The organism is Polynucleobacter parvulilacunae, from assembly GCF_018881715.1.
Lineage (GTDB): Bacteria > Pseudomonadota > Gammaproteobacteria > Burkholderiales > Burkholderiaceae > Polynucleobacter > Polynucleobacter parvulilacunae.
This window is the reverse complement of the sequence record NZ_JACVPW010000009.1, coordinates 1-216: the sequence shown is the minus strand read 5'-3', so window position 1 is coordinate 216 and position 216 is coordinate 1. Positions and strand designations below refer to the sequence as shown.

Genomic DNA, 216 nt, shown 5'->3' with positions numbered 1-216 from the left:
AATAGCGGACTTCTGAATGTTTATGCTGGCGGTTTAGCAGCGAGCTCCACTGTCAATAGTGGCGGTAACCTCAATGTCTCCTCCGGTGGTACGGCAACGAACTCTATTGTTAGCAGTGGGGGTCTATTGGCCGTCTCTGCTGGCGGTACCGCTACGAGCTCTACAGTTAACAATAGCGGTAATTTAAGCGTCTCTTCCGGTGGTCTTGCTATTAGC

General features: G+C 50.9%; 1 protein-coding gene. It reads left to right on the top strand.

What is annotated here, in order from left to right; translation table 11 throughout:
- The coding region (locus tag ICN18_RS08435) for an AIDA repeat-containing protein (RefSeq protein WP_216190071.1) at window positions 1-216 on the top strand (216 nt) is incomplete at both ends.